This is a genomic window from Rhodococcus sp. 2G, assembly GCF_001886355.1.
In the GTDB taxonomy this organism is placed as follows: Bacteria; Actinomycetota; Actinomycetes; order Mycobacteriales; family Mycobacteriaceae; genus Rhodococcus; species Rhodococcus pyridinivorans.
On the sequence record NZ_CP018063.1, the window covers coordinates 4,580,223 to 4,600,165 of the forward strand.

Annotated in this window: 21 protein-coding genes and 2 pseudogenes; 11 read left to right on the forward strand and 12 right to left on the reverse strand. The window is 66.0% G+C overall.

Annotated features, from left to right (window positions below; all coding sequences use genetic code 11):
* Positions 1–13: 13 nt before the first annotated feature.
* Together BO226_RS21735 and eutC are read left to right on the forward strand one after the other, a co-directional pair.
* On the forward strand, positions 14–1,426 hold the full coding sequence (locus BO226_RS21735; RefSeq protein ID WP_071936041.1) for an ethanolamine ammonia-lyase subunit EutB: 1,413 nt from the start codon (positions 14–16) through the stop codon (positions 1,424–1,426).
* The gene (gene eutC, locus BO226_RS21740; protein WP_071936042.1) at positions 1,423–2,187 is read left to right on the forward strand and encodes an ethanolamine ammonia-lyase subunit EutC; all 765 of its coding nucleotides are present in this window, start codon (positions 1,423–1,425) and stop codon (positions 2,185–2,187) included. The genes BO226_RS21735 and eutC overlap by 4 nt, the downstream gene beginning before the upstream one ends.
* A 321-nt stretch (positions 2,188–2,508) precedes the next feature.
* Here eutC and BO226_RS21745 read toward each other — a convergent pair whose 3' ends face one another.
* Positions 2,509–3,153: a ribonuclease HI gene (locus BO226_RS21745; protein ID WP_071936043.1), complete on the reverse strand. Its 645-nt coding sequence runs from the start codon at positions 3,151–3,153 to the stop codon at positions 2,509–2,511.
* A 252-nt stretch (positions 3,154–3,405) separates the two neighbouring features.
* On the opposite strand from BO226_RS21745, the gene BO226_RS21750 reads away from it, so the two are divergent.
* Positions 3,406–4,179 carry a PASTA domain-containing protein gene (locus tag BO226_RS21750; protein WP_024102313.1) on the forward strand — a complete coding sequence of 258 codons (774 nt, stop codon included), beginning with the start codon at positions 3,406–3,408 and terminating at the stop codon, positions 4,177–4,179.
* On the opposite strand, the gene BO226_RS21755 is transcribed toward BO226_RS21750, so the two are convergent.
* Complete coding sequence (locus BO226_RS21755) at positions 4,176–4,400, reverse strand: hypothetical protein (protein WP_232238007.1); 225 nt, start codon at positions 4,398–4,400, stop codon at positions 4,176–4,178. The two genes, BO226_RS21750 and BO226_RS21755, sit on opposite strands and share 4 nt — an antisense overlap.
* A gap of 1,007 nt (positions 4,401–5,407) precedes the next feature.
* Between BO226_RS21755 and BO226_RS21760 the strand changes: the two genes are divergently transcribed.
* Positions 5,408–6,022, forward strand: coding sequence for a YdcF family protein (locus tag BO226_RS21760; protein WP_006554700.1), 615 nt, complete (start codon positions 5,408–5,410; stop codon positions 6,020–6,022).
* A gap of 12 nt (positions 6,023–6,034) precedes the next feature.
* Here the strand turns inward: BO226_RS21760 and BO226_RS21765 are convergent, their stop codons facing one another.
* Entirely contained in the window at positions 6,035–6,547 is a 513-nt protein-coding gene (locus tag BO226_RS21765; protein WP_071936044.1) for a DinB family protein, read from the reverse strand.
* A gap of 57 nt (positions 6,548–6,604) precedes the next feature.
* The gene (locus BO226_RS21770) at positions 6,605–6,850 is read right to left on the reverse strand and encodes a hypothetical protein (RefSeq protein ID WP_071936045.1); all 246 of its coding nucleotides are present in this window, start codon (positions 6,848–6,850) and stop codon (positions 6,605–6,607) included.
* Positions 6,851–6,992: 142 nt separating this feature from the next.
* Here BO226_RS21770 and BO226_RS21775 point away from each other — a divergent pair, with 142 nt between their 5' ends.
* Complete coding sequence (locus tag BO226_RS21775) at positions 6,993–8,249, forward strand: vWA domain-containing protein (protein ID WP_071936046.1); 1,257 nt, start codon at positions 6,993–6,995, stop codon at positions 8,247–8,249.
* A gap of 10 nt (positions 8,250–8,259) precedes the next feature.
* Here BO226_RS21775 and BO226_RS21780 read toward each other — a convergent pair whose 3' ends face one another.
* Positions 8,260–8,880, reverse strand: a complete 621-nt coding sequence (locus BO226_RS21780) for a class I SAM-dependent methyltransferase (protein WP_071936047.1) — start codon at positions 8,878–8,880, stop codon at positions 8,260–8,262.
* 145 nt (positions 8,881–9,025) lie between these two features.
* Here BO226_RS21780 and BO226_RS21785 point away from each other — a divergent pair, with 145 nt between their 5' ends.
* Both BO226_RS21785 and BO226_RS21790 read left to right on the forward strand, forming a co-directional pair.
* Positions 9,026–9,505, forward strand: a complete 480-nt coding sequence (locus tag BO226_RS21785) for a hypothetical protein (RefSeq protein WP_071936048.1) — start codon at positions 9,026–9,028, stop codon at positions 9,503–9,505.
* Position 9,506: 1 nt separating this feature from the next.
* On the forward strand, positions 9,507–9,704 hold the full coding sequence (locus BO226_RS21790) for a helix-turn-helix transcriptional regulator (protein WP_060652687.1): 198 nt from the start codon (positions 9,507–9,509) through the stop codon (positions 9,702–9,704).
* Positions 9,705–9,755: 51 nt separating this feature from the next.
* On the opposite strand, the gene BO226_RS21795 is transcribed toward BO226_RS21790, so the two are convergent.
* On the reverse strand, positions 9,756–10,595 hold the full coding sequence (locus BO226_RS21795) for a mycofactocin-coupled SDR family oxidoreductase (protein WP_060652688.1): 840 nt from the start codon (positions 10,593–10,595) through the stop codon (positions 9,756–9,758).
* 61 nt (positions 10,596–10,656) lie between these two features.
* Positions 10,657–11,940: pseudogene (locus BO226_RS21800) on the reverse strand (cytochrome P450).
* 41 nt (positions 11,941–11,981) lie between these two features.
* Here BO226_RS21800 and BO226_RS28780 point away from each other — a divergent pair.
* Positions 11,982–12,221, forward strand: a complete 240-nt coding sequence (locus tag BO226_RS28780) for a hypothetical protein (RefSeq protein WP_156895309.1) — start codon at positions 11,982–11,984, stop codon at positions 12,219–12,221.
* Between the two features lie 21 nt (positions 12,222–12,242).
* On the opposite strand, the gene BO226_RS21810 is transcribed toward BO226_RS28780, so the two are convergent.
* On the reverse strand, positions 12,243–12,857 hold the full coding sequence (locus BO226_RS21810; RefSeq protein ID WP_071936050.1) for a dihydrofolate reductase family protein: 615 nt from the start codon (positions 12,855–12,857) through the stop codon (positions 12,243–12,245).
* Positions 12,858–12,988: 131 nt separating this feature from the next.
* Between BO226_RS21810 and BO226_RS21815 the strand changes: the two genes are divergently transcribed.
* Positions 12,989–13,405 carry a VOC family protein gene (locus tag BO226_RS21815; RefSeq protein ID WP_006554692.1) on the forward strand — a complete coding sequence of 139 codons (417 nt, stop codon included), beginning with the start codon at positions 12,989–12,991 and terminating at the stop codon, positions 13,403–13,405.
* Here the strand turns inward: BO226_RS21815 and BO226_RS21820 are convergent.
* The 3 genes from BO226_RS21820 to BO226_RS21830 all read right to left on the reverse strand — a co-directional run bounded on the left by BO226_RS21820 (position 13,387) and on the right by BO226_RS21830 (position 16,777).
* Complete coding sequence (locus tag BO226_RS21820; protein ID WP_198040582.1) at positions 13,387–14,880, reverse strand: amino acid permease; 1,494 nt, start codon at positions 14,878–14,880, stop codon at positions 13,387–13,389. The two genes, BO226_RS21815 and BO226_RS21820, sit on opposite strands and share 19 nt — an antisense overlap.
* Positions 14,873–16,126: a Glu/Leu/Phe/Val dehydrogenase dimerization domain-containing protein gene (locus BO226_RS21825; RefSeq protein ID WP_071936051.1), complete on the reverse strand. Its 1,254-nt coding sequence runs from the start codon at positions 16,124–16,126 to the stop codon at positions 14,873–14,875. The genes BO226_RS21820 and BO226_RS21825 overlap by 8 nt, the downstream gene beginning before the upstream one ends.
* A gap of 141 nt (positions 16,127–16,267) precedes the next feature.
* The gene (locus tag BO226_RS21830) at positions 16,268–16,777 is read right to left on the reverse strand and encodes an Lrp/AsnC family transcriptional regulator (protein ID WP_006554689.1); all 510 of its coding nucleotides are present in this window, start codon (positions 16,775–16,777) and stop codon (positions 16,268–16,270) included.
* A gap of 186 nt (positions 16,778–16,963) precedes the next feature.
* On the opposite strand from BO226_RS21830, the gene hppD reads away from it, so the two are divergent.
* Positions 16,964–18,169 carry a 4-hydroxyphenylpyruvate dioxygenase gene (gene hppD, locus BO226_RS21835; protein WP_006554688.1) on the forward strand — a complete coding sequence of 402 codons (1,206 nt, stop codon included), beginning with the start codon at positions 16,964–16,966 and terminating at the stop codon, positions 18,167–18,169.
* Positions 18,170–18,177: 8 nt separating this feature from the next.
* On the opposite strand, the pseudogene BO226_RS21840 reads toward hppD, so the two are convergent.
* A pseudogene (locus BO226_RS21840) lies at positions 18,178–18,618 on the reverse strand (SRPBCC family protein).
* A gap of 150 nt (positions 18,619–18,768) precedes the next feature.
* Here BO226_RS21840 and BO226_RS21845 point away from each other — a divergent pair.
* Positions 18,769–19,896, forward strand: a complete 1,128-nt coding sequence (locus BO226_RS21845; RefSeq protein ID WP_071936052.1) for an NDMA-dependent alcohol dehydrogenase — start codon at positions 18,769–18,771, stop codon at positions 19,894–19,896.
* Positions 19,897–19,943: the final 47 nt, after the last annotated feature.

Sequence of the window (19,943 nt, forward strand, 5' to 3'; positions counted from 1 at the left end):
GCGGGAGGCCTCGATGACGATCTACCGACAACAGCTCGGCGGAACCGGTTACGTCTTCGACGGCCTCGTCGACCTGCTCGGGAAAGCCTCTCCGCGCCGCTCGGGCGATGAACTCTCCGGATGCGCTGCCAGCTCGGATGCAGAACGCGCCGCGGCACAGCTGGCCCTCGCCGACCTCCCGCTGACCACCTTCCTCACCGAGGCAGTCGTCCCGTACGAGACCGACGAGGTCACCAGGCTGATCGTCGACACCCACGACGCGACGGCCTTCGCGCCGGTCTCGCACATGACCGTCGGGGAACTGCGCGACCACCTCCTGGAGGTCGCGGCCCGACCGGACTCCGCCGACGTGCTCGCGGCACTCGCGCCGGGACTCACCCCGGAGATGGTCGCGGCGACCAGCAAGATCATGCGCAACCAGGACCTCATCGCGGTCTCCCGCGCTGCGACGGTGACCAGCGCGTTCCGCACGACCATCGGGTTGCCCGGCCGTCTCGCGACGCGCCTGCAACCGAACCATCCCGTCGACGACCCGCGTGGGGTCGCCGCGTCCGTCCTCGACGGTCTGCTGATGGGATGCGGCGACGCGGTGGTCGGCATCAATCCGGCGAGCGACTCACCGCACGCCGTGTCCGACCTGCTGCACCTGCTCGACGAGATCCGGCAACGATTCGAGATCCCCACACAGTCGTGCGTGCTGACCCACGTCACCACCACCATCGATCTGATCGAGAAGGACGCGCCGGTCGACCTGGTGTTCCAGTCCGTCGCCGGCACCGAGGGCGCCAACCGCAGCTTCGGGGTGGACCTCGCAGTGCTGCGGGAGGGCAACGAGGCCGGCAGGTCGCTGCGACGGGGGACCGTCGGCAGCAACGTCATGTACTTCGAGACCGGGCAGGGCTCGGCGTTGTCGTCGGGCACCCATTTCGGGACCGGGGGCAGACCGGTGGATCAACAGACGCTCGAAGCGCGCGCGTATGCCGTTGCGCGCGAGTTCGATCCGCTGCTCGTCAACACGGTCGTCGGGTTCATCGGACCGGAATACCTGTACGACGGCAAGCAGATCATCCGCGCGGGTCTCGAAGACCAGTTCTGCGGCAAACTCCTCGGCCTGCCGATGGGTGTGGACGTCTGCTACACCAACCATGCCGAGGCCGACCAGGACGACATGGACACCCTGCTGACCCTCTTGGCCGTCGCCGGAACAGCATTCGTCATCACCGTGCCGGGCGCCGACGACGTGATGCTCGGCTACCAGTCGCTGTCGTTCCACGACGTGCTGTACGTGCGGGAGGCCGCCGACCTGCGGCCGGCACCGGAATTCGAGGACTGGCTACGCAGGCAGGGCATGGCGGACGACGTCGGTCGCATCCTGCCGGTGGACGTCGGCGCGTCCCCTCTGCGCGCACTCGGAGGTGCCTTGTGAGCGACCTGTGGGACGAATTGCGCCGGAACACCCAGGCACGGATCGGCCTGGGACGCACCGGGAACAGCATCCCGACGCGCCGTCATCTGGAATTCGTGGCGGCCCATGCCGAGGCGCGCGACGCCGTGCACGTCCCGCTCGATGTGCATTCCTTGGCTCAGCGGGTTCGTGATCTCGGGCTCGGTGAGCAGTTGATCGTGGAAAGTGCAGCAGGAGATCGCAGTACGTATCTGCGTCGCCCCGACCTCGGCCGGCAGCTCGCCGAGGGGACCACGCTGCCGCGCATGGAGGCCGATCTCGGTATCGCGCTGTGCGACGGGTTGTCGTCCACCGCTCTCGACGCCCACGGACCCGATCTGCTCGCGGCGATCGTCGCTGCCCTGCCCGGGTTGACCGTGGCGTCACCGGTGATCGCGACGCAGGCCCGCGTCGCGCTGGGCGACCATATCGGTGAACAACTCGGCGTCACGACGATGCTCGTGATCATCGGCGAACGACCCGGCCTGTCGGTGGCCGACAGTGTCGGCGTGTACCTGACGCACCACCCGACGCCGGGACGCAGTGACGCCGAACGCAACTGCGTGTCGAACATCCACCCGCCCGGCGGGATGACCTACGAGCACGCGGCGCGCGTCGTCGCAGCCCTCGTGAACGGGGCCCGACAGTTGGGGGCGTCGGGGGTGGCGTTGAAGGACACCTCGCGGGAGCCCGCACTCACCGACCCCGGCAGCGGAGCGCGAGACGGTCAGCAGAGCGCGTAATAGCGCGCACCTATGACCACTTCGCGCTCTGCTGCCCTCGGTCGAGGGCGGAGGATTGCGCCGTTGTGTGCAAATTGCCAGGGTACATCTCACTCGTCCCACTGCCTATGTTGCTGTGCCCGACAAGCTTCTCGAGAGGTAGACAACCTGAAGATGAGGCTCACAACCCTGCTGGTCGACCATCTGGGTCAGGGGCCGATGCTGCCGAGCATGATGCCGACGCTTGCGGCGAGCGACGCGATCAGATGTGCGTTGTAGCGCTGGTCGAAATCTCGAGTACTCATTGGGTCTCCTATTTGCAATTCGTGGAACTTGTTCGGGTCAAGCGGTTTCGGGAAGCGGGTTCTTCAACGAAGCGACGATGTTGTTCGCGATCGTCGACGCCACCTCCGGCGAAACGTTCGCGTCGTGGCAGCGCCTCGCCGCGACCGCCAGCCGATCGGCGACCTCGTTGAGCGGGTGTCCGCTGTGCCCGCGCACCCACGAGAACTTGACGGTGCGACCCTTGATCCGATTCCGGATGCGCTCTACGACGTCCGCGATCTCGAGACGGCCTTCGTAGGTGCCCTCGATGCAGGCGAGGGCAAGCCGGCTGTCGGTGAGGATGTGCAGCTTGGGGTGCATGAAGCGAGCGACGGCCATGTCGATCGCGAGGAGTTCGCCTTCGAGGATCGATCGGGCGTCGCAGGCCATCCGCATGTGATGTGCACCGGCGTTCGATACGCAGCCGAGTCCGGTGCCGCGACGATTGCGGGCCTTCGATGCGTCGGTCGCGACCACCAGCGGCGGGCGCGCTTCGAGTGCCGCCTCGCGGCGTGCTTCGTCCGCTGCGAGCAGGGCCGCGACGTGTGCCCCGATGGTGTCGGATGCGCGAGTGAGAAGCACGCCGAACGGGCCGAAGGCCGTATCGACGAACTGTGCGGCCGGGAACGACTCGGCGACGTCCTTCAAGGTGCGACGCAGCACGCCGTCGGAGATGTGGACCCGGGCGGGTGAGGTCTGCGCCCGCCGGACCGCCGGACCGTCGCACCAGCGCTACCAAGCTCGTTATCGAGCAGATGGAGGCCATCGCACCCACCATGGCCGCATGACCTCCATCAACGGCCTCCCGTAACGACGAGGGGCGGTGCTCCGACACCAGTTCAGGAAGGCGCTCAGCGCGTGTGCGGTCGAGAAAGCAGCGGCACACGGGGCCTGGTGTCGGGTTGAAGGAGAAACATGAAGTTCGTCGTCCCCTACCTGCGAGTCGTAGCGGGGATGTTCGCCGCCATCACGCTGTGGCTGGCGATCGTGGAAGTAGTCAACGGCAACCTTGCCGACGCGATCCTGTTCGTGGCATTCGCGGCCGGCCTGGGATATCTCGCGATCGGCAAGCCCCTGCGCGACCACCGCAGGCGCATCAAGGCCGAGCAGGACGCGATCGCCGCACGTGCCGAAGCCGGCCACCGCGCGTTCCTTGCAGGGGATGTGCGGGCGGCGATGGCGCCGCCGCCCGAGCCGCCGAAGCCTCCGAGGATCCGGCGCGGGGTGGTCATCGCCGCTGCCGTCGCCGGACTGATCGTCCTTATGGGAATCATCAGCGATATCTCGGACGGGCTGGATTCACCCACGAAGGACGACGCGAGTACGACTCCTCGCGCTGCCGCACCGACGACCACCACGCCGTACACGACGTCGGCTGCCACCACGGCGCGGACCGTCGCTCCGGAAACCACTCCCGCCACGAGAGTTTCCACCACGCAGGTCGCGGCTGTCGCGTCCACTGCGGTGATGCCGAACGTCGTGTGCATGGATCTTCAAGCGGCACAGGACACCATCCAGGCCGCCGGCGTGTTCTACTCCACGAGCGTCGACGCGACCGGTCAGGGACGCGCGCAGGTATGGGACAGGAACTGGGTCGTCGTCGACCAGACTCCCTCGGCGGGAGCATCGATCGGTGAAGGCGACCCAGTGCTGTCGGTTCTGAAAGAGGACGAGTTCAGCGGTTGTTAGGCCATCGGTTGCTCCGTGCGTGAGAGATCCTCGGTGGCGGTGTTCGACGGATGCCGGCCGCCCCTCGGGAATCCCACCGATCCCGGCCGTAGGGCCTCGACCCGCAGGCCCGCCATCGCGGCCTTCAGTCCGAGATCCTTGATGGTCGAGGCGATTCGGCCGGAAGAGGCCTGTTCCTTCGGGGTGTCGTTCCGCTCGCGGAACTGAACGACGCCGGTCACGTCGGCCCCTCCCGTAGACCCGTGCTTCGATCACAGCACTCCACCCGGGGTTCGCGCAACGAGGATGAATTCGATCGGGAACGAATCGGGCGCCCTGCGGGCGGCTGCCCTCGACCGATCGGAGACCCTTCGGGTCCCTGAGTCGTCGTCCCCTTCCCCAAGGCTGCCCGGTCGCCATGCCCCGATAGACCGTCTCGGCCAGCACGGATAGCCCCACGTCGCGGAGGACGTGCGGCTCGCACTGGACCCGGTCGTTCGTGTCGACCCGCACGATCGGGTGCTCCACCACCAGCTGTGGAGACGAGGGATACTGGTGCCCAGTCGGTTTCGAGACAGGGAACGGCCCCGGCTCGCAGCGTCGGCGCGCTGACGTCGGACTGTGGGAGACGAGCGACGAGCTGCGTCGACGCGCCTCGGCTACCGGAACGGCCCTCGTGCGCGACGATGCAGGTGAAACGCCTCGAGCCCTCCGATCACGGTGGATCGGAGGGCTGGAAAGTCAGGACGTCGGGCGTGAACCCGGGGGAGCGGGTGTGCGGCGACCGGCGCGGACGAATGCGCTCGCGGCTCGTTGCTGGAATACGCCTCTCGAAGGCGTGTGGATAGACTCCACCCTACGGTGCATGACAGTCCCTATCTGTCTTGTGCCCAGACCCCGGTGAGGTGTTGGCGCACCTTCCGGGGTCGACCTGTTTTCAGGTCGGTGGAGGGATGGTCGCACGGGTGTGCGAAGTCGTCAACTCGAACACACGTTCTGTTTCTGTCTGTTCTGCAAGTACGGAAAGCGCAGTGATTCGTCCGAATGGCGCCTCTTGCAACGATTGTCGCGCTTGTTCATGGATAGACCAGTGGTTTGGATGTAAAACCGATTGTCAGCCGTCATCGAATCCGACGCGGCCTATGGTGAGACTTCTTCGCGTCGAGCTCCAACTTCCCACAAGTGCGCGTCGAGATGGCACAGTGCGGCACGGCCGACATCCGAGAAGAAGGGGACTCGCGTGGGAGCTGTGCGACGCACGGTGGTGGCGACCGCAGTCGCGGCCACAGCCGCGGTAGGTGTATCGACGGGGCAGGCAGCGGCGACTCCTGCAATCGACACCGTCGTGAACGGTGCACTGTCCGTCACCCCGCTGTGCCAGGGAACCATCGACGCGCTGATCATCGCGTGCACCGAGCTCGAGAAGCTGACACCGCACTTCCCGCTGATGCTCGACCTGAATCCGCGGGGTACGCATCTCGTCGTGCTCGGGGCCGGACTCACCGATGACGGCAAGATCCGGCCGGTGCTCGAAGAACGGCTCGAGGCAGCTCTCCGTGCAGCGCAACGCTATCCGGAATCTCCGATCGTCGTCACCGGTGGCGTGCCGCGCAACGGCGTCACCGAAGCGCAGGCCATGAAGGACTGGCTGGTCGTGCGAGGCATTCCGCCGGAGCGCATCACCGAGGAATCGCAGTCGACCTCCACCGTCGAGAACGCACGCTTCACCAACGACGTTCTGCTCGAACGGCGAGCCACGGGCGCTGTGCTGGTGACGAACCGCGACCACCTCGAACGCGCGATGATCAACTTCCGGCAGGCGGTCGACGCACGTATTCCGGTCGCGGGCATCGTCGCAGCGTGAGCGCCGGAACTCTCAGCCCGGCGTGTTCGCCTTCCGCGTCAGTACCTGACTGATCTCCGAAACATTCTTCGCCAGTTCGAAGTTGACCCACCCGGCTACTTCCCACAGAGGTGAAGGTTCGGGCATGAGGCCGACGATCGTCTTCTCGATGTCGGCAGTCTCGAGAAGCGCGGCCCATTCGGTGCGAAGAGCCCGGATGCGGCCGGTCGAGCCGGACCATTCGTAGGCGTCCGGCCCGACCGCAGTTCCCCCACTGCAGACCGCCACGGTGTTCGTCCACCACCACTCGATGTGCCAGAGCAGCCACGCAATCGTGGGCTCGGGAAGGACCTCGGCCGTCTCGTCCGGCCAGTCGGCGACGAGGCGACCGTCGACTGGTCGAACGCCCACACAGTTCGACGACGGCTCCCAGTGCACGGCCGTCTCGTCGATCCGCGGCAGTACGTGTTGTTCCGTGAAGAGCCAGACCAGGTCGAGTTGCTTCAGCAGCGTGCGCGCCGCGAGGGCGGGGCCGTCGGAAGTCATATTCGAATGATCCGGGACGATCGAGGCCCGATCAAACAGGTTTCGTGAGAAGGTCTATCAGTTCTGGGGCAGCGGCAGGGGTGCGGGATCGATACCGGTGTAACCGCACTGCTGCAGTGGAGTTCCGGTGATGAGGCAGTTGATCGCAGCCTCCGCCAGGTGCGGCAGAAGCTGGATGTAGTTGTTGGCGACCTGGGCGCTTCCGGAATCCGCACTTCCGGTAGGAGCAGCGGACGCTGTTGCCGGGGAGACGAGCACGGCGGCCAGGCACGCGACACCGGTTGCGAGGATGCGACGCTTCATTCGATAGTTCCCTTCGACGTACGGACAGTCATTGGGAAATCGTTACATTCGTCCCGATCGTTACCCCTCTGAGAACATGAAGGCCCGCTTGCTGGATAGGGTGCGGATGTCACGACGTCCGTCCCCTTCCCGAGGAAACCCCATGACCGAACTTGCGCGCGGTGAGAACACGACAATCGCAACCGGGGTCGTCACGGTCTCGGTGGCGGGAGCCAGGCAGGGAACCGTCGACCTGATGGTCTTCCAGCTCGGCGCCGACTCGCGCGTCCGCAGCGACGCCGACTTCGTGTTCTTCAACCAACCGTCCTCACCGGAGGGCGCGGTTCGCCTGGTCACAGCGGACAAACTCTCGATCGACCTCACGGCGGTGCCGGCAGCCATCGAGCGGTTGTCGATCGCCGTCGCACTCGACGACAGCGTCCCCGGGAGCCTGGCGACGGTGACCGGCCTGGGTGTGGAGGTCGCGCACCCGGCCGGCACGGCCTCTGCGCGAGCATTGGATCTGACGACGGAACGCGCCGCGGTGCTGCTCGAGATCTATCGTCGGAACGACTCGTGGAAGGTCCGCAACGTCTCCGCGGGCTGGGACGCCGGACTGTCCGCGCTCGTGCGCGAACACGGCGTGCAGGTCGACGACGAGCCTGCCGCGCCCGCCGTCGACCCGCACGGTGTGCGCACCGTGGCGGGTGAGGAGAAGCTCTCCCTCGAGAAGCGACAGAAGCTCGACATGCGTAAGCGCGAGGTCGCGAAGGTGCTGCTCGACAAGGGTGCTCCGGGGGTTCGGGCTCGCGTCGTGCTTGTCATCGACAAGACCGGCAGCATGAACCGGGAGTACTCGAGCAAACGCATCCACGAGGTCGTCGAACGTATGGTGCCGATCGCGGTGCAGGTCGACGACGACGGAAAGCTCGAACCGTATCTGTACGCGAAGTCGTTCGCGCGGCTGCCCGACATCGTCGTCCACGAGGTCGACGGGTGGTCGTCCACCTACCTGCACCTCAGCGGAACACATGGCGGTATCGACTACGGACGGATCGGCGGCGTCAACGACGAACTACCGGTGATGAGCGAGATCATCGACTCGCTCGTCCCGGGAGCGACGATGCCCACGCTGGTGCTGTTCTTCACCGATGGTGGCTTCACCCAGAAGCAGAAGATCGCCGACCTGATGAAGAGCGCCTCGGCTCTGCCGGCGTTCTGGCAGTTCGTCGGGCTGGGCAAGGCCAATTACGGTGTGCTCGAACGGCTCAACACGATGTCCGGCCGCCGCGTCGACAATGCCGGCTTCTTCAGCGTCGACGACATTTCGAAGGTGACCGACGCCGAGCTGTACCGGCGCATGCTCAGTGAGTTCCCCGACTGGCTGAAGGCGGCGAAGAACGCGGGGATAGTCGGCTGAACAACGCCGATTACCGGGAGGCCTCGGCGACTCCCAGCGACAACGCACCGAAGAACTTCGGCGTCTTCTCCTCGTAGAAGGTGTCGAGTTCGCGGATGTCGAACCCCGCCCCGCGGATGAGGTCGGCGATCCGCCGTGTCAGATGACAGCCACCCGCGACGCGCTTCTGGATCGGTTCGAGCCGGTGCTGCCACCGTCGGACGTTCTCGTCCGGGGCGAGCCCGTGTTCGACGAAGTGCAGGGTGCCGCCCGGTGCGAGGACACGACGTACTTCGCGCAAAGCCGCGTCGGCATCGGGGATGGTGCACAGGGTCCACGTCGACAGTGCGCTGTCGAAGGTGTTGTCCTCGAACGGGAGTGACTGCCCGTCCAGGCCGGATCGTTCGATGCGCACGGGGGAGCCCTCGATGCGCGGACGTGCGAGCTTCCATCCGAGGTCCGCGGGTTCGACGGCGCTGACGGACTCGACGGTGGTGGGGTAGTAGGGAACGTTGAGACCGGATCCGAATCCGATCTCGACGACGCGGCCGCTGAGGCCGGCGCACACTCGTTTGCGGTTCGATTCAGTGAACGACGGTGCACAGGCGATGTTCACCAGTCGCGGTACGACGTGATCGTTGTAGAGGCCCATGGCAGTCCCTTCGCCTCGTGGCGTCTCGATCTGCTCGATCCATCATGACACCTGCCCGGCCGAACGGAACCCCTCGTTTCCGCTGCGCCGAGGAGGCTGTTAAGTTACCTTTACATGTAAATCACGCTTTACGGTGAAAGGGGCGATGATGGACAGCGGGGGTGCCGGATCGGCGGTGGCGCGGAGCAAATGGGGCAAGGTTCGAGTGGGCACACGGTGGATCGCCGCCGTACCGCCGGCCATCGTCCTCGGCATGGTGGCGGCGGTGGCACTCGGAGTGGTGGGTGCACTACTCGAACTGGTGCCGGAACATCCTGTCGTCTCGGGCATCGCCGTGGCGTTGGCGACCGTGTCTCCGCTGGTCGGTCTGGCATGGGTGCTCCTCGTGGATCGGTCGACTCTCGAAGGTGCAACGGACCGGCCGGAGGATTCGGTCGAGGCGTCCTGGTACGAGAAAGCCGCCTCGGGCGCTTTCACCGACATCCTTCTCGTCACGGGCCTCGGATGCACCGCTCTGGCGTTCGCACCGATCGAGGTCGAGGGCCTGCACGCGCTGATGGCGGTCGTTCTCGTGGCCTTCGCGTCGTTCGGTGTGCGCTACGCCGTGCAGCGTCGGAAGGTCTGAGGTGCGCAACTCGCTCGCGGCCCTGCGCGCGGAGAGCGGATGGTCGCAGCAGAGGCTCGCCGACGAACTCGGCGTCTCGCGGCAGACGATCATCTCGATCGAGAAGGGACGATTCGACCCGTCCCTTCCGTTGGCGTTCCGCATCGCGCGTCTGTTCGGGCGTCGCATCGAGGACATCTTCGTACCCGACGAGGAATAACGGAGTGGCCGAGCGGATTCCCCGACAGAACCCGCTCGGCCACTTGCCCGATCACTTGAGCGTACTACCAGCGTCAACCGTGAGCGTGAGTCCGGTGACGTAACGGGACTCGTCGGATGCCAGGAACAGGACGGCATTACTGATGTCTTCCGGTTCCACCCACCCCACGGGCAGGACGTGCATGAACTGCGTAGCCGCCTTCATGTCCTCCGGACCCGGGTTCTCGAGGTCGGGACGGAACATCTTCATGGCACCCTCGTTCATGAACATCGGTGTGTTCACGTTGGTGGGGTGCACGGTGTTGACCCGGATGGAGTGCTGCCCCAGTTCGACGGCGAAGGTGCGCATCATGCCGACCATCCCGTGCTTCGCGGAGATGTACGGCCCCATGGTGGGGTATGCCTTCAATCCTCCGACCGAGCTCGTCAGGACGATCGATCCACCGTTCCCGCCCGCAATGATGTGCGGCACTCCGGCCTTGATCGACTTCCACACGCCGGACAGGTTGATGTCGAGCATCTCCTGCCAGTCGAACTCGTCCGTCTCGTGCAGCATCGCGCCACCGGTGCCGATGCCGGCGTTGGCGACGATGATGTCGAGACGGCCCAGTTGTTCGACGCCGTTGTCGACGGCGGCCTTCACCGCGTCGAAGTCGCGGACGTCGACTTCGGCCGTGACGATCCGTCGGTTGAGACTCTTGACGGCTTCGACGGTTTCGGCCATGTCTTCCGGGGTGGACGGTTCGATCTGCGCGTTCTCCCGGATCGGGCCGCAGATGTCGAGTGCGATGATGTCGGCACCCTCCTGTGCCAGCCGGATGGCGTGACTGCGCCCCTGTCCGCGTGCGGCTCCGGTGATGAACGCGACCTTGCCTTCGACTCTTCCTGCCATTGAACACCTCTCACTTCGTGCACCGTCCAGTCGGGCGATGCAGAGCCATGGGATTGCCGGGTTACTGCGTGCTGCGGGTGAACTCGATATGCAGATCGACGAGCCCGCGAAGGAGGAAGGTGGGTTCGTAGGCGAACACGCGGTCGTTCTCCGGGCCGTGTGCCTGCTCGCTGAGGCGGATGTCCTCCATCCGATCGAGCAGGCGGTTGAGGGTGACGTGCCCTTCGATGCGTGCGAGCGGTGCACCGGCGCAGGTGTGCAGACCGCGGCCGAATGCGATGTGATCGTGCGAGTTCTTCCGATCGAGCCGGAACTCGTTGGGATCATCGAACTTACGCGGATCACGGTTCGCAGCGGCGAGGCTCAGCATCACGACGGTCCCGGCCGGCACCTCGACGTCGCCGATGGTCGTGGACTTGCGCGCCAGGCGGAAGTCCACCTTCGTGGGGCTGTCGAAGCGCAGCGATTCCTCCATGAACGGTTTGATGAGACTGCGGTCCTCGCGCAGGATCTTCTGGTACTCGGGACGTTCGCATAGGACCCGCAGCGACGAACTGAGGAGTTTCGTCACCGTCTCCTGGCCGGCGGCGAACAGGAAGGTTGCAGGTCGGACGACCTCGAGGAGTTCGGGTATCGAGCCGTCCGGATAGGTCGCTGCGGCCAGACCGCTGAGGATGTCGTTGCGGGGTTCGCGACGCCGGTCGGCGAGATACTTCTCGAAACGTCCGTCGAGGAATTCGAGGGGGTTGATCCCGACGGGTTCGTGATCGAGTGCGCCGACCCGCGTGCCGGGCCGTTCACCTGCGCCGAGTACCCGCCGGAACTCCTCGCGATCCTCTTCCGGCACACCGAGCAGGTCGGTGATCGCCATGGTGGCGAAGGGTTTTGCTTAATCGCCGAGGAACTCGCATCGGCCCTCGCCGACGAATTCGTCGATGACGTCGTCGGCCAGTCCCCAGAGGTACTCCTCTTTCTCCTTCAGTCGTTTCGGGGTGAGGAGTCGTCCGAGCAGCGACCGGGCGCGCGTGTGGTCGGGTGGGTCCATCGTCACCATGTGCTCGAAGATCGGGAACTGGTGACGGTGGGCCTCGATCTGTTCGGTGATGTCGTCGCCTTCGGGTTCGAAGGGCAACGGCGGGAACGGACCTCCGATCGAGTTGACGGCCGACAGTCCCTCGCTGTTCTTGAATCCTTCGACCACCTCCTGATAGCCGGTGACGACCACGACCCCGTAGTGGGGTTCCCGGTACACCGGGTTGCGACTGCGCATGTGGTCGAAGTACTCGAACGGACTCTGGGCGATCTCTCCGTCGGTGAAGTAGTCGGAGGATGCGAGATCGGTCATCGGATCACTGACCTTTCGGGGAGGAGGGGAGGTTCTCGACGATGCCGATGGCCTGCCGAGGACAGGCGGTGGCGGCGGAATATGCCTTGGGCCATAGTCTTTCCGGAGGGTTCTCGTCGCAGGTTGCGATGTCGTCGTCGGAAAGGTCGAGCCTCGTCGGCCGGTGCATCGAGGGGCAGATCGGGATCGCCGAAATCATGCCGACGATCGATCGCACGGTCTACTGGCTGACCACGGGGTACGAGGCTGCGCAACGCGAGGGGCGCGGCAAGGACTCCTGACCGCGCCCCTCGTTGTCGGGGTCACTCGACTTCGGCGAGTCCGTACTCGGGTCGCCCGGCCGGCCGGTACACGGTGATGAGGACACCGGACGAGGTGGTGCGCGATTCGACGAGATCGAACTTCGTGTCGCGACCCCCGACGGGGAACAGTCGCCGCCCCTGACCGAGGACGACCGGGAACGTGATGAGGCGGTACTCGTCGACGAGATCGTGTTCGAAGAGCGTGTGGACGAGACGGATGCTGCCGTGCACCTGCAGTTCCCGTCCCGGCTGCTTCTTCAGTTCCGCGACCGCGGTGGGCACGTCGCCCTCGAGGACCGTCGTGTTCTGCCACTCGGGGGCGGTGAGCGTCGTGGAGGCGACGTACTTCGGGAGGGTGTTGAGTGCACGGGCGACCGGATCGTCGGGATCGGTCGAGTTCGGCCACGACGCAGCGAAGACGTCGTAGGTGTTCCGGCCCAGCAGGAATGCGTCGACCTTCGAGAACACCTCGTCGATGAACTTGCCGGTGTCCTCGTCGAACAGCGGCACCACCCAACCGCCGCGGTCGAAGCCGTCACTGCGGTCCTCGTCGGGGCCACCCGGTCCCTGGGCCACACCGTCGGCCGATACGAAGGTCGTCACCGTGAGCTTCATCGTCGTCCCCTTTCGAAGGTTGTCGCCGAGTACAGACCCGGGAAGCGCGGAGAACTCATCGCTTGCATCCCTCCGGCACGGAAGGTATCTCTGGACGCAGCGTCGCGTGTCGATGACGGACTGCGTCAGGCATGGAGGCGCGGGACCACAAGGAGTTCTCCTTGAGTATTGCGTTCAACCACACCATCGTCGCGGCCGACGACAAGCAGCATTCGGCCTACTTCCTCACCACCCTGTTCGGGCTGCCCGATCCGGTGCCCGCCGGGCACTTCCTCGCTGTCGAACTCGCCAACGGCGTCACCCTCGATTTCGCCGAACCGCCACCGGATGTGGAGTATCCGCCGCAGCACTACGCATTCCTGGTGTCGGAGGAGGAGTTCGACGAGATCTACGCCCGGATCCTCGAGCAGAAGATCGAACACTGGGCCGATCCCCGGCAGTCGGCGCACGGCATCAACAGAAACGACGGGGGTCGAGGAACCTACTTCCTCGACCCCGCCGGTCACTTCATGGAGATAATCACGCGTCCCTACGGTTGGCGCTCCTGAACCGTCTCGACCCGAGCCGTCCCGGCCGCAGCGCGTCGCCGTGCCAGCACCGTGCAGGTACCGGCGATCGCTGCGGTCAACGCGCCGGTCGCGAGCAGCTGCGTGCGGGCAGCGGTGTCGAACAGGGCGAGCACCGCGATGCCGGCCAGCAGACCGAGCGTCGCGTACGACAGGTACGGGAAGCCCCACATCTTCAGCGGCAGTGCATCCTCGGTGCCGTTGCGGCGTGCGCGACGACGGAGCACGAGGTGCGAGACCGCGACGAACGTCCACAGCACCAGGATCGTAGAGCCGACGGCGTTGAGCAGCAGCGGCAGCACCCGATCGGGGTAGAGATAGTTCAGTCCGACCGTGACGAAGCCGAACGCTACCGAGGCGAGCACCGCATTGCGGGGAACGCCGTTGGACGACAGCCGCCCGAAGACGGGGTGCGCCGATCCGCGGTGCGACAGCGAGAAGATCATCCGGGAAGCGCTGAACAGCATCGCGTTGAGCGACGAGAGCAGCGCGACCACGACGATCACGGTCATCACCGCGGCGGCGCCCGGGACGGCCCCGGCCTGCAGCACGGCGACGAACGGACCGGTCGCGAGATCCTCGGAGGTCCACGGCAGGATCGTCACCATCACGAGCACCGACCCGATGTAGAACACGAGGATGCGCCACACCAGGGTGCGCACCGCGCGGCCCACGTTGCGACGGGGATCGGCGGTCTCCGCGGCGGCGATCGCGATGATCTCGGTGCCACCGAACGCGAAGACCACGATGAGCAGGCCGGCGGCGATACCCGCGATACCGGTGGGGGCGAACCCGCCGTGCGCCGTGAGGTTGGAGAAGCCGGTCGTCTCGAAGGTGGGCATCCACCCGGCGATCATCGCGATGCCGATCACCAGGAAGCCGACGATCGCGACGATCTTGATTGCGGCGAACCAGAATTCGACCTCACCGAAGCGGCGGACGCCGACCAGGTTCACGCCCGTCAGCACGACCATGTAGAACAGCGCGGACGCCCACTGGGGGATGCCGGGCAGCGCCACCGCGGTGATCGCGGCGGCGCCGGTGGCCTCCGCGGCGATCACGATGATGACCTGCACCCAGTACAACCACCCGATGGTCCGTCCCGCGACAGGGCCCAGCGCGTTCTCGGTGTGCTCGGAGAACGCACCGCTGGAGGGGTTGGCCGCGGCCATCTCGCCCATCATGCGCATCACGAACACGACGAGAACGGCCGCCACCAGGAACGAGATCAGGATCGCCGGGCCGGCGACGGCGATACCCGCCCCCGACCCGACGAACAGGCCGGCCCCGATGGCGCCACCGAGGCTCATCATGACGAGCTGGCGGGGCCGCATGGCGCGATGCAGGCCGGCGGTGCTTTGGGTGCCGGTCGTCGTCCCGGCGGTGCTCTGGGTGCCGGTCGTCGTCCCGGCGGTGCTCTGGGCGCCGGTCGTCGCCGTGGCCAGGGTGTCAGTCATCGATGCGCTCCCCGGCCGGGACCAGCTGGTCCAGTGCGATCTCGAAGGCGGTCGCGGCGAGCCCGGTGAGCTCGGTCGACCGGTCGTGGCAGCGGCGCAGTGCCGTCTCGATGGTGGTGGACACATCGCCGAAGATGGCGGCGTCAGAGACCTCCACGTCGCCCTCCATGAGCTGGGCGAAGGCCCGGGCCATACCGCAGTTGGCGATGAAGTCGGGGATCACGGCGACGGACTTGTCGGCGTGCTCGTAGGTGGGGCCGTAGAAGATCTCGTCGTCGGCGAACGGAACGTTGGCGCCGGAAGCGATCGACTCGAGTCCCGCGGCGACCATGCGGTCGACCTGCTCGCGGGTGACGAGGCGGCTCGCGGCGCAGGGGAGGAAGATCTCGGCTCCGAGATCCCAGATGCGGGCGTTCACCTCGTCGAAGGGGATCATGCGGTCGCTGCGCAGGGCGTTGCCGTCGCGCTCGAGCAGCAGGGTGCGGACCTCGTCGAAGGAGAGACCCTCGGGTGCGAGGATGCCGCCGTCGCGGTCGATGATGCCCACGATCGAGGCGCCGGCCTGAGCGAGATAGTAGGCAGCAGCGGCGCCGACGTTGCCCCAGCCCTGCACCACGACGCGCTTGCCGGTGAGGTCGGTGCCCCGATAGACGAGCTGGTGGTGACGGACCGACTCGGCGACGCCGTAGCCGGTGATCAGATCGGCGACAGTGTATTTCGTGCTGGTAGCAGGGGTGAACCGCGCGTCCTCGACGACCTTCGCGACGCCGAGTCGCAGCTGGCCCACCCGCTGGATGCGCTGGCGCTCGTCCTTGCCGAAGTGTCCGTTGACGACACCTTCCTGCGGGTGCCACAAGCCGTTGGACTCGGTGAGGGGAACGACCTCGTTCATCTCGTCGACGTTGAGGTCGCCGCCGGTGCCGTAGTAGGCACGCAGCAGGGGAGTGACGGCCGCGAACCAGCGGCGCAGCACGCCTTCCTTGCGGGGGTCGGACGGATCGAAATCGATGCCGGACTTGGCACCGCCGATCGCAGGTCCGGAGACGGTGAACTTGATCTCCATGGTCTTCGCCAGCGACTCGACCTCGCGCCGGTCGAGGCCGCGGCGCATGCGGGTGCCGCCGCCGGCCGCGCCGCCCCGCAGCGAGTTGATGACGACCCAGCCCCGGGCGGTGGTCTCGGTGTCGTGCCACTCGAAGACGATCTCGGGGGCTTTTTCTTCGAATCGCGTCAGCAGGTTCTTCATGGCGAAAGACTGTGACGGCAGTAACAAATGCTGCGCAACTGTGCTTCATCGAACTGTGCAGCGTGCGGAGGGTCCGGATGCCCGAAGCGCTTTTTTCTGTGCAATCCGGCTAGTCGGAGACGGATTGTGGACGTGATCGGTTCAGCGGCGGTAGGCCGGTGCCTTCGCGGATCGTTCCGGCTCGAGGGTGCGGAGCAGCGGCATCGCCCGGTAGTGCACCACTTCCGACAGCACCATCACACTCGTGGACCGCGCGACGATCGAGGAGCGGTTCAGCTCGATGAGGGTCTGTTGGAGACCGAGGTGTGATTCGGCTCCGATGCGGCACAGGACGTCGCCCGCGCCGGTGGTGGCGAACGCCTCGAGGACGCCGGGGATGCCTTCGAGGACCTCGGTGACGTCTTCGAGCGCGCCCTGCACGATCTCCATCGTCACGAACGCCTGCACTTCGAAACCTGCTGCGGCGAGGTTGATCCGGGGTTCGTAGCCGGCGATGACCCCGGTGTCCTCGAGGCGTCGCAGTCGGGCCGAGACGGTGGCACGCGCGACCTTCAGGCGACGGGACAGTTCGAGCGCGCCGATCTTCGGGTCGGCGTGCAGGGCCTCGAGGAGAGCGAAATCCAATTCGTCCAGCTGCACGGGCTCGCGCATCGCGGTTCCTTCCCATCGAGCGCCGAAAACTAGCCCGATTGTATAGGTGAACGCGCGGATTCCGGCAGATTCCAGTCAGTCGGACCAGTTGCCGAAGGCGACGTTGCGTCGCACCGACGGGTGGGTTTCTCCTGGTGACACACGACACAACGACTGTGCCGCAGTGAGCGGCAGGAGGTTGCAGCGATGACTCTGGAATACACCCTGACCGACAGCGAACGACTCGCTCAGCTCGACGCCGAGGAGCTCCGGCGCCTGGTCGGTCTCGTGGAGTACGACAGCGAACGGGATCCCTTCCCCGTCAGCGGCTGGGACGCCGTGGTGTGGGTGGTCGGAAACGCCACGCAGACGGCGCACTACTACCAGTCCGCCTACGGCATGGAACTCATCGCCTATTCCGGACCCACCACCGGCAACCGCGACCATCACGCCTACGTACTGCGCAGCGGCGCCGTGCGATTCGTGATCAAGGGTGCGGTGGATCCGGACAGCCCGCTGATCGAGCACCACCGCCTCCACGGTGACGGCGTCGTCGACATCGCGCTCCAGGTTCCGGACGTCGACAAGTGCATCGAGCACGCCCGCAAGCAGGGGGCGACCGTCCTCGAGGAACCCTACGAGATCAGCGACGAGAACGGCACCGTCCGCATCGGCGCCATCGCGACCTACGGCGACACGCGGCACACGCTCGTCGACCGGTCGCGCTACAACGGCCCGTACCTGCCCGGCTACATCGAGCGCACCTCGACCTACCGCAAGCGTGAGGGTGCGCCCAAGCGCATCTTCCAGGCGCTCGACCACGTCGTCGGCAACGTCGAACTCGGGCGCATGGACGAGTGGGTCGACTTCTACAACCGCGTCATGGGTTTCACGAACATGGCGGAGTTCATCGGCGACGACATCGCCACCGACTACTCGGCGCTCATGAGCAAAGTGGTGTGCAACGGCAACCACCGCGTGAAGTTCCCGCTCAACGAGCCCGCCATCGCGAAGAAGCGTTCGCAGATCGACGAGTACCTCGACTTCTACCGCGGACCGGGTGCACAGCACCTCGCGCTGGCCACCAACGACATCCTTACGGCGGTCGACCAGTTGCGCGAGGAGGGCGTCGAGTTCCTCGCGACTCCCGATGCGTACTACGACGATCCGGAGCTGCGCGCCCGTATCGGTGAGGTCCGGGTGCCGATCGAGGAACTGAAGAAGCGGGGCATCCTGGTCGACCGCGACGAGGACGGCTACCTGCTGCAGATCTTCACCAAGCCCGTCGGCGACCGCCCGACCGTGTTCTTCGAGCTGATCGAGCGCCACGGCTCGCTCGGCTTCGGCAAGGGCAACTTCAAGGCGCTGTTCGAGGCGATCGAGCGGGAGCAGGCCGCGCGCGGCAATTTCTGAGTCCGGTCCTAGACGAGCTGACCGAGCCGCGTGCGCAACGCGTGCTCGGTCTGCCGGATCGCCGTTCCCACAATCGGTTCGATGAGCATGCCGAGTGTGCGGCCGGCGATCCCGCCGGGCAGTCGGTAGCCGAAGTCGACGTCGAGCCGCGTCGCGTCGCCGAGGTCCGTGAAGGTCCATGACGACGCGGCGCGGAATCCGGCGATCGAGTCGAGGACGATCACGCGATTGCGTTCCCATTAGACGACTTCCACGCGCGAGTCGAGATCCTTGGGGCCGATCCGCATGGTCGAGTCGTAGATGGCACCGAGGCCGGAGACCTGCTCGCTCACGGGTTGGAAGCGGGCCACCCCGAACATCCAGTCGGGGACGTTCCGGTAGTCGTCGACGTAGGTGAACGCGAGGTCGATAGGGATGTCTGCGACGGCGCTGTGGCGGACGTGAATCATGGCTGGAGCCCTTCACGAGAAGTTGTCTGTTACCGAATGTAGCGGGTAACTGCCCGCTGTGGAAGAGGTCCGAACCCGTTGCTCTAACGTCCGATAAGTGTTTGAATGCCGTGACGAACGTCACACACACTTTCGGTTCAGGAGGCTCGGGTGAAGACGAAGGCAGCAGTCGTCAAGGGAATCAACCAGCCGTGGGAGATCGAGGAGATCGATCTCGGCGATCCCGTCGCAGGTGAGGTGCAGATCCGCCTCGCGGCCTCGGGTCTGTGTCATTCCGACGAGCATCTGCGCTCGGGGGCGACACCGCTTCCGTCCTTCCCGGTCCTCGGTGGTCACGAGGGCGCGGGCGTGGTCACCAAGGTGGGCCCGGGAGTGCGGGGTCTCGAGGAGGGCGACCACGTCGTCCTCGCGTTCATCCCCGCCTGCGGCCGCTGTCGGGCCTGCGCCAAGGGCATGCAGAACATCTGCGACGAGGGTGCCGGCCTGCTCACCGGTCAGGCGATCTCCGACAAGACCTACCGCGCGACGCTGAACGGCGACCCGGTGCTGCAGATGTGCCTGCTCGGCACGTTCGCGCCGTACGTCACGGTCAACGAGGCGTCGGTCATCAAGATCGAGAAGGACATCCCGCTCGAGAAGGCGGCCCTGCTCGGGTGCGGTGTCGCGACCGGCTGGGGTTCGGCCACCGAGATCGGCGGCACCAAGCTCGGCGACACCGTGGTCGTCATCGGTGTCGGCGGTGTCGGCATCAACTCCGTCCAGGGAGCGGCGCACGCCGGGGCGCGGTTCGTCGTCGCGATCGACCCGGTCGAGTTCAAGCGGCAGAAGGCCAAGGAGTTCGGCGCGACGCATGTCTTCGCGTCGATCGAGGAGGCCGCACCGGTGATCGGTGAGATCACGTGGGGTCAGATGGCCAACGTCACCGTCATCACCGTCGGCGAGATCACCGGCGACATCATCGGCCCCGCACTGGGTCTCACCGCCAAGGGTGGCCAGGTCGTGGTCGTCGGCATGGGTCACGCCACCGACTCGCAGGTGACGATGAGCCTGTTCGAGCTGACGCTGCTGCAGAAGCGTCTGCAGGGGGCCATCTTCGGTGGCACCGGCCCGCGCTCGCAGATCCCCAAGTTGCTCAAGCTGTACCGGAACGGGCAGCTCGACCTCGACAACCTCATCACCAAGACCTACAAGCTCGAGGACATCAACGAGGGCTACGCCGACATGCACGCCGGCAAGAACCTCCGCGGTCTCGTCCTCTACGGCGAGGACGACTACTGATCCTGTGAGCGCCGACGTCGCCGGAGCCGTCCCTTACGGTGTTGAGC

What these genes read in the sequence shown, in the direction of transcription:
- BO226_RS21735 (WP_071936041.1), top strand. Translation starts at nt 14, where the DNA reads ATGACGATCTACCGACAACAGCTCGGCGGAACCGGTTACGTCTTCGAC.
- BO226_RS21750 (WP_024102313.1), top strand. Translation starts at nt 3,406, where the DNA reads ATGAAGTTCGTCGTCCCCTACCTGCGAGTCGTAGCGGGGATGTTCGCC.
- BO226_RS21765 (WP_071936044.1), bottom strand. Translation starts at nt 6,547, where the DNA reads ATGACTTCCGACGGCCCCGCCCTCGCGGCGCGCACGCTGCTGAAGCAA.
- BO226_RS21770 (WP_071936045.1), bottom strand. Translation starts at nt 6,850, where the DNA reads ATGAAGCGTCGCATCCTCGCAACCGGTGTCGCGTGCCTGGCCGCCGTG.
- BO226_RS21775 (WP_071936046.1), top strand. Translation starts at nt 6,993, where the DNA reads ATGACCGAACTTGCGCGCGGTGAGAACACGACAATCGCAACCGGGGTC.
- BO226_RS21780 (WP_071936047.1), bottom strand. Translation starts at nt 8,880, where the DNA reads ATGGGCCTCTACAACGATCACGTCGTACCGCGACTGGTGAACATCGCC.
- BO226_RS21785 (WP_071936048.1), top strand. Translation starts at nt 9,026, where the DNA reads ATGATGGACAGCGGGGGTGCCGGATCGGCGGTGGCGCGGAGCAAATGG.
- BO226_RS21795 (WP_060652688.1), bottom strand. Translation starts at nt 10,595, where the DNA reads ATGGCAGGAAGAGTCGAAGGCAAGGTCGCGTTCATCACCGGAGCCGCA.
- BO226_RS28780 (WP_156895309.1), top strand. Translation starts at nt 11,982, where the DNA reads ATGCCGATGGCCTGCCGAGGACAGGCGGTGGCGGCGGAATATGCCTTG.
- BO226_RS21810 (WP_071936050.1), bottom strand. Translation starts at nt 12,857, where the DNA reads ATGAAGCTCACGGTGACGACCTTCGTATCGGCCGACGGTGTGGCCCAG.
- BO226_RS21815 (WP_006554692.1), top strand. Translation starts at nt 12,989, where the DNA reads ATGGAGGCGCGGGACCACAAGGAGTTCTCCTTGAGTATTGCGTTCAAC.
- BO226_RS21820 (WP_198040582.1), bottom strand. Translation starts at nt 14,880, where the DNA reads ATGACTGACACCCTGGCCACGGCGACGACCGGCGCCCAGAGCACCGCC.
- BO226_RS21825 (WP_071936051.1), bottom strand. Translation starts at nt 16,126, where the DNA reads ATGAAGAACCTGCTGACGCGATTCGAAGAAAAAGCCCCCGAGATCGTC.
- BO226_RS21830 (WP_006554689.1), bottom strand. Translation starts at nt 16,777, where the DNA reads ATGCGCGAGCCCGTGCAGCTGGACGAATTGGATTTCGCTCTCCTCGAG.
- hppD (WP_006554688.1), top strand. Translation starts at nt 16,964, where the DNA reads ATGACTCTGGAATACACCCTGACCGACAGCGAACGACTCGCTCAGCTC.